This window comes from Streptomyces swartbergensis (assembly GCF_002148965.1).
Taxonomy (GTDB): Bacteria; Actinomycetota; Actinomycetes; order Streptomycetales; family Streptomycetaceae; genus Streptomyces; species Streptomyces swartbergensis.
Genome location: NZ_NGFN01000423.1, coordinates 1 through 6742, shown reverse-complemented (window position 1 = coordinate 6742; position 6742 = coordinate 1). Strand labels below are relative to the sequence as shown.

Below are 6742 nucleotides of genomic sequence, written 5' to 3'. Positions count from 1 at the left end.
CCCCTGGCCCTCGCCCCGCCCGGCGTCAGCCTCTCGCTCGGCGYYAGCCGCCGRACCCGCCTCGTCCGCGTCCTGCTGGGCGTCAGCCGCCGAACCCGAAACCTCGTCCGCGTCCCGCTCGGCGTCGGACGCCTCGCCCCGCTTCTCCGCCGTCCGGGCGGACAGCACGCGGGTCGCCGTATCGGCGCCGCCCCGCTTCGCGGACCTCTCCGTGTCCCGGGCCACCGCGAGGCGCGGGTCACGCTTGGGTGAGACCTCGCTCCTGGCCTCGGGAACCGGACTCGCGCTCCCCGACGTCGGTTCTGCCGACGACTCGCGCTGCTTCGACCTGTCGGGGGACTCGCCCGCCACCGATGCCTCCTCCTCGCGCCACACGCCCCGCGTGCGCGTACCGAACCGTGAACCGCCGCCCGTGACACCGCTCCCCGGCGCTGTCCGAACCATGTACCAGTGTCCTGTGTGCGGACTGGACCCATCCGGTAGACGAGAACGACATACCTACTGGTTCCACTACGAACCGGTCACGCACCCTCGACAGACCAATGTGAGAGGGGTCACCCTGTCATTCATCCACGCGGGGAGGCATGGATGGGCAGGAGCCGCAGAACACTTCCGGAAGAGCTTCTGCTGCTGGCATTGGACCCGGCCACGGGTACCACTGCACAGCCGCAGTCGCTCGACCTCGGTCTGGCCGGTGCACAGCTAGTGGAGCTGGCACTGGCCGGACGGATAGCCCCAGACGGGGATCGTATCGCCGTGGTTGTACCACGGCCGACTGGAGATCCAACTCTGGACTGCGCGTTGGAGTTGCTGCGAAGGCGCGGCGCTCCCGTACGGGCCGTTCACTGGATCGGCGGGCCACGATTGGGGCTCCGCCAGACCTACCTCAGCCATCTGGAGCGGTGCGGCATGGTGCATGCCGTGGCGGGCCAGATGTGCGGAGTGCTGCCGACGACTCGCTACCAGGCGACGGACAACGACATCAGCCGGGAGATCAGGGCCCGGCTGGACTCGGCGATCCGCACCGGCGTACCGCCGGACCCGCGGACCGCCGCGCTCGCCGCTCTGGCACACGCGGTCGGCCTCGGCAAGCACCTGTATCCGGGCAACGAGGGGCGCTCCTCTCGGTCCCGGCTGCGGGACCTGATCAGGCACGACCCCATGGGCGGTCTCGTCGCGCACGCGGTGATGGACGTCCAGAACGGCGTGGCGGCACAGCCGCGCCGCAGCCCGGCCCCGTCCGGCCGCCAGGCCGCCGGCGGAGCCAGGCCCGCACCGGAACCCGCCCGCGGTGTTCCGATGCAACCGCGCCACGGAACCATGGCGCGCGCCGTGGCCCACTGAGCCGCGCGGCAGAACGAGCACGACGCCGCGCCCACGAACCCGGTCACGGGAGCCGCTGTCCGAGCGGGGCGGGGAGAGCACACACTCTCCCCGCCCCGCTCGGCGTGCCTGCCCGAACTGGCGTGTACCCGTCGCATATCCACCGTTTCCCAGCGGTAGGAAGCACCTTGGTGGCAGTCTGCTCAACAGCAGATACGCAATGTAGAGGCACGCAGCCGGAGGTGCACGTCCCGTGGCGTCCAATACCAATCCCACCGTTCGGCGGCGCCGACTGGGCATGGAGCTGCGCAGGCTCCGCGAAGCCAAGAACATGACAGCCGAACAGGTGGCGGCGCGACTGCTCGTATCGCAGTCGAAGATCAGCCGACTCGAGAACGGCCGCCGCAGCATCAGCCAGCGCGACGTCCGGGACCTGTGCGAGGTGTATGAGGTCGAGGACCACAAGATGGTCGACTCGCTGATGCAGATGGCGAAGGATTCCCGCCAGCAGGGCTGGTGGCACGCCTTCGGGGACATCCCGTACAGCGTCTACATCGGTCTGGAGACGGACGCCGAGTCGCTCCGCGTGTACGAGCCGCAGATCATCACGGGTCTGTTGCAGACGCGCGCCTACGCCGAGGCCATCATTCGGGGCGCGTCGCCCGAGACCCCTGAGGAGGATATCCAGAACCGTATCGAGGTTCGCATGCGGCGTCAGGGCCGCATCACCGCTGAGAGGGATCCGCTGCGCCTCTGGGTCGTGCTGGACGAGGCAGCCCTGCGCCGGAGCGTCGGGAACCGCCAGGTGATGCGCGAACAGCTGGAGTACCTCGCCGACGCGTCGCAGCTTCCGCACGTCACGGTGCAGGTGCTGCCGTTCGATGTAGGCGCCCATGCGGGGCTCAACGGGCAGTATTCGATCCTTGAGTTCGCCGACGCGACCGATTCGAACGTCGTGTACATCGAGGGCGTGACCAGTGACTTGTACCTGGAGAAGGCCCACGACGTACAGAAGTACACCGTGATGTACGAGCACCTCCGCGCACAGTCCCTGAACGTCGACCAGTCGCTGCGGCTCATCCAGGACGTGGCGAAGGAGTACGCACGCTGAGCCTTCGGGGAGGGGCGGACCTTATACCCCGGGCACGCCCGTGCGGAAGGAACTCCTGGAATATGCCACCCGGTCGGGTGAATGGCTGATCCCGATGGCGGGAGCGGCAGGTAGCGTCGATCAGGCCAACGATCACCCATGCGTTGGCGCAAACCGTGCTGAGTCTCCTAGCCAGAACTGCCAGCACGGAGACAGCGATTCGACAACTGGCTACCGGAGCGGTCATGGCAATTCTTCTGGGTGCCACGGAAAAGTGGACGACGTCCTCGTACACCAACGGCAGCGGTGCCTGCGTGCAAGTCAGGTCCACCGTTGCGGAAACGCTGGACGTCGGAGACACCAAGGTTCCCGACGGCCCCACGCTGACGTTCCCCGCAGAGGCATGGAGCGCCTTCGTGGCCCTGGTCAAGTAGCGCCGATCAGGCAGATTCATACACACCATCAACAGAGCCCTCTCGACAAGCCCGCCGTCCTTGCCGAGGGGGTTCGGCATTTTCGTCAGCCGACCGGCTTGCGGAGCAGGTCCGTACGCGCCAAGGCCGGCTGAATCACGCCCGCTTCACCGGAAAGGCAACGTCACACACCGCATCTTCCGCGACCGCCGTCTCCCAGTCGGCGAAGTAGATCTCGCGGCAGTGCCCGGCGTACTCCCAGCCCTCCCGCTTCATCCATGCCTCCACTGCCTCGTACGCGGCGAGGATCTGGGGATATGCCACCTGAGCCTTGGTGATCCGTGTGTACGCCAGTCGCCGGGCCGGTTCGACGCGCACCCGCATCTGTCGTCCGCGTCCCTCCGCCGCCGCCCACTCCCGGGCCGTGGGCTCGTCGGAGACCGGCACGCACGCCTCCACGGGACCGTCGCTCTCCATGGACGCTTCAGCGTGGTACACGACGAACGGTGCGTCGGCGATGCCACCGCACTCACCGGCCGCCTTTTCCAGCCGCCCCAGCGAGGCGGGGATCCAGGCGGGCAGTTCGTCCGCCGGCACGTGTCGCATCTCGGTGATCACCACCTGCTCGGGTACGTCCACCATCTCGACCACGAACCTGCCGTACATCTCGGAGCCCCTCCCCGACAGTCGTCCACGGAGATAGCCGACGAGCGTCCGCTGCCCCGCCACCCGCGCCTCGACGTCCGCCCAGTACGTGCCGAGCAGCTCGGCCGCCGCCGGCCCGTCGCCCGCCGCGACCACCTCGGCGATCCGGGCGAGCGGCATGTCCAGCTGCCGCAGCATGGCCACGAGCCGGGCCAGTTCGACCTGGTCTGCGCGGTAGTAGCGGTAGCCGGTGGCCTCGTCGACGTACGCCGGGGACAGCAGCCCCAGCCGGTCGTACAGCCGCAGGGCCTTGGCCGACAGCCGGGCGCGCGCGGCGAACGCCCCGATGGTGAGCAGGTCCCGGTCCGGTACGTCCACCACGGCATTCTCCGTCATCGGGCGGCTCTTCCGCCCGACGACGAGGACGCTCGGCCCTGCCCCAGGGGCAAGGTCAACCGGGGCGGGTGTCAGGCCAGCTGCGCCTCGATCGCCGCCACGAGCTCCTCCGACTCCGGCTCGGTCTGCGGGGAGAAGCGGGCGACGACCCGGCCGTCCCTGCCGATGAGGAACTTCTCGAAGTTCCAGCGGATGTCCCCGCTGTGCCCCTCGGCGTCGGCGAAGCCGGTCAGGCGGTCGTACAGCGGGTGCCGGTTCTCGCCGTTGACCTCGACCTTCTCGGTCATCGGGAAGGTCACGCCGTAGGTCGCGGAGCAGAACTCGGCGATCTCCTCGGCGCTGCCGGGCTCCTGTCCGAGGAACTGGTTGCAGGGCACGCCGAGGACGGTGAAGCCGCGCTCGGCGTACCGCTCGTGGAGCTTCTCCAGCCCGTTGTACTGCGGGGTCAGGCCGCACTTGGAGGCCACGTTCACCACGAGCACCGCCTTGCCCGCGTACTGGGACAGGTCGGCGGAACCGCCCTGGAGGGCACCGATCTCGACGTCGAGGGGAGAGGAACCGTTGTCAGTCGTCATGAGCGGATGCTAACTCCGGCGGGTGTCTGGCCGGTGCCGGCTTCGATCAGCACCTGTCCCGCCGCCGTCCGCGCGTACAGCACCGACCGGCCCGCCCGGCCCCGCTCCACCAGGCCCGCGTCCAGCAGGACCCGCAGATGCCGCCCGACCGAGCCGAGGCCCTGACCTGTCACGGCGACGAGCTGGCTTGTGCTCAGCGGGCTGTCCAGCAGGACGAGGACACGGGCCCGGGCGGTGCCGAGCAGAGCGGCGAGGCTCGCGGGTACCGGCCTGCCGCCGGTGTCCGCCAAGACGCCCGCGCACGGGTAGACGAGCGCGTACCGGTCGGTGCCCTCCCACGACACCCAGCCGACGCGCTGCGGGGTGACCGGCACGAACACCAGCTCCGCACCGGAGATCTCCCGCGGCGGATACTCGTGCGCGTTCACCTGCAACCGGTTCTCGCCCAGCCACCGCGTGCCCGGCCGCAGCGAGTCCAGCGCGGCCGCCCAGCCGCCCCGGCCCACCTGCGCGGTCCGGGCGGCGACATCGGCTTCGAGCACCCGTCGGCGGCGCGGCCAGTACGGACGTACGGTCTCCTCCCACACGTACGTCAGGAGGCCGGCGGCGCGCTCGGGCAGGTCGTCGCGGTCCAGGCGGGGCGGGAGCGGGCCGCGCAGGGAGAGGGTGACGTGGGTGCGGGCGGCCGCGGGGGAGGCCTCCCGGACCCGTGCGACCTCGTCCTCGAAGGCTTCCCCGGCACGCGGAGTGGGCGTGAGGAAGTCGGCGATCCACTCCCGCCCGAGCCCGGAGCGCACCAGCAGCGCGGTGACCGGATCGTCCGCGAGGCGCCGCCGGTAGGCGGGCAGGTGGCTGTCGAGCCAGTGCCGTTCGCCGGGGTGGGTGGCCACAGCGGTGTGCAGCAGCCGCAGACTCGCGAACGTCTCGGCGAGCGGGGAGAGGACGAACCGGCTCCCCGCGAGGGTGTCGGCGTTGACCTGCCACCAGCCCATGAACCGCCCCCTGGTCACGACGTTTCGCGTCTGCGCGAAACAATAACCACGCCGTACGGGCCGGCCGGAGACTCCGCGCATGCGCAGTTACCGCGAACTGTTCCGTACCCCTGAGTTCACCCCGTTCTTCCTGGCCGCGTCGGCGCAGACGGTCGCCCAGACGATGGGCGGACTGGCGCTGGGCACGCTGGTGTACCGGGCGACCGAGTCGCCGCTGCTCTCGGCGCTGAGCATGTCCGGCTCGTCGCTGGTGCAGGTGGTGGGCGCGGTGTTCCTGCTCTCGGCGGCCGACCGGCTGCCCCCGCGCGCGGCCCTGACGGCCCTGCCCCTGCTCTTCGCGGCGGGCACGGCGGCCCTCGCCCTGCCCGGCATGCCGATCTGGTCCCTCTTCGCGATCGTCCTGGCCATGGGGCTGGCGAAGTCGGTCGGCGGGGGAGTGCGCTGGGGCCTGCTGAACGAGATCCTCTCCAAGGACGGCTATCTGCTGGGCCGCTCGGTCTTCAACATGATGAGCGGCCTCATGCAGATCGCCGGATACGCGACCGGCGGCGCGCTCGTGGCCCTGCTGTCCCCGCGGATCTCCCTGCTGGCGGCCGCCGCCCTCTACCTGCTGGCGGCGGTGGTCGTCCGCCTCGGCCTGACCAGCCGCCCACCCCGCGCGACGGGCCGCCCCTCGGTGTCGGCGACCTGGCGCGCCAACGCCCTGCTCTGGTCGTCCGCACCCCGCCGCCAGGTCTATCTGGCCCTCTGGATCCCCAACGGCCTGGTCGTGGGCTGCGAGTCGCTCTACGTCTCCTACGCCCCCGACTCCGCCGGCACCCTGTTCGCCTTCGCGGCACTCGGCATGCTGGCCGGGGACGTGCTGGTGGGCCGCCTGGTCCCACCGCGGCTGCGCCCCCGCCTGGGCTTCCCGCTCCTGCTGCTCCTGGCCGTCCCGTACGTGCCCTTCCTCCTGCACCCGCCCCTTCCGCTCGCGGCGGCCGCCGTCACGCTGGCCTCGGTCGGCTTCGGCGCGAGCCTCGTCCAGCAGGAACGCCTGGTGGCCCTGACGCCCGACGAACTGACCGGCCACGCCCTGGGACTGCATTCGGCCGGCATGCTCACGATGCAGGGCGTGGCCGCGGCACTCGCGGGCTCGGTGGCCCAACTGACGTCCCCGGCAGGGGCGATGACGGCCATGGCGATGCTGTCGGCCGGGGTGACGCTGGCGCTGATGACGGCGGCGAGGCGGGAGCAGCRGGCGACGGCACCGGTGCCAGGACGGTGAGCTTCTGAGGGAAGGTCCGCYGGAAGGCAGGGAGGGCAGGG

The 6742-nt window shown here is 70.6% G+C and carries 7 protein-coding genes and 1 pseudogene; 4 read left to right on the top strand and 4 right to left on the bottom strand.

What is annotated here, in order from left to right; genetic code table 11:
• Positions 1 to 351 (bottom strand): annotated as a pseudogene (locus tag CA983_RS48545) (D-alanyl-D-alanine carboxypeptidase); the annotation flags it as partial.
• Positions 352 to 588: 237 nt separating this feature from the next.
• On the opposite strand from CA983_RS48545, the gene CA983_RS38720 reads away from it, so the two are divergent.
• The 3 genes from CA983_RS38720 to CA983_RS38710 all read left to right on the top strand — a co-directional run bounded on the left by CA983_RS38720 (position 589) and on the right by CA983_RS38710 (position 2847).
• Positions 589 to 1344, top strand: coding sequence for a GOLPH3/VPS74 family protein (locus tag CA983_RS38720; protein ID WP_059424097.1), 756 nt, complete (start codon positions 589 to 591; stop codon positions 1342 to 1344).
• A 232-nt stretch (positions 1345 to 1576) separates the two neighbouring features.
• The gene (locus tag CA983_RS38715) at positions 1577 to 2434 is read left to right on the top strand and encodes a helix-turn-helix domain-containing protein (protein ID WP_086605392.1); all 858 of its coding nucleotides are present in this window, start codon (positions 1577 to 1579) and stop codon (positions 2432 to 2434) included.
• A gap of 224 nt (positions 2435 to 2658) precedes the next feature.
• A complete protein-coding gene (locus tag CA983_RS38710) occupies positions 2659 to 2847 on the top strand; it encodes a DUF397 domain-containing protein (protein WP_086605391.1) in 189 nt (62 codons plus the stop codon).
• A 135-nt stretch (positions 2848 to 2982) separates the two neighbouring features.
• On the opposite strand, the gene CA983_RS38705 is transcribed toward CA983_RS38710, so the two are convergent.
• The 3 genes from CA983_RS38705 to CA983_RS38695 form a co-directional block, all read right to left on the bottom strand.
• Positions 2983 to 3867 (bottom strand): MerR family transcriptional regulator, encoded by an 885-nt coding sequence (locus CA983_RS38705; protein ID WP_086605390.1) that lies wholly within the window; start codon positions 3865 to 3867, stop codon positions 2983 to 2985.
• Positions 3868 to 3938: 71 nt separating this feature from the next.
• Positions 3939 to 4442 carry a glutathione peroxidase gene (locus CA983_RS38700; RefSeq protein ID WP_086605389.1) on the bottom strand — a complete coding sequence of 168 codons (504 nt, stop codon included), beginning with the start codon at positions 4440 to 4442 and terminating at the stop codon, positions 3939 to 3941.
• The gene (locus CA983_RS38695) at positions 4439 to 5434 is read right to left on the bottom strand and encodes a winged helix-turn-helix domain-containing protein (RefSeq protein ID WP_086605388.1); all 996 of its coding nucleotides are present in this window, start codon (positions 5432 to 5434) and stop codon (positions 4439 to 4441) included. The genes CA983_RS38700 and CA983_RS38695 overlap by 4 nt, the downstream gene beginning before the upstream one ends.
• Positions 5435 to 5513: 79 nt before the next feature.
• On the opposite strand from CA983_RS38695, the gene CA983_RS38690 reads away from it, so the two are divergent.
• Positions 5514 to 6701: an MFS transporter gene (locus tag CA983_RS38690; RefSeq protein WP_086605387.1), complete on the top strand. Its 1188-nt coding sequence runs from the start codon at positions 5514 to 5516 to the stop codon at positions 6699 to 6701.
• Positions 6702 to 6742: the final 41 nt, after the last annotated feature.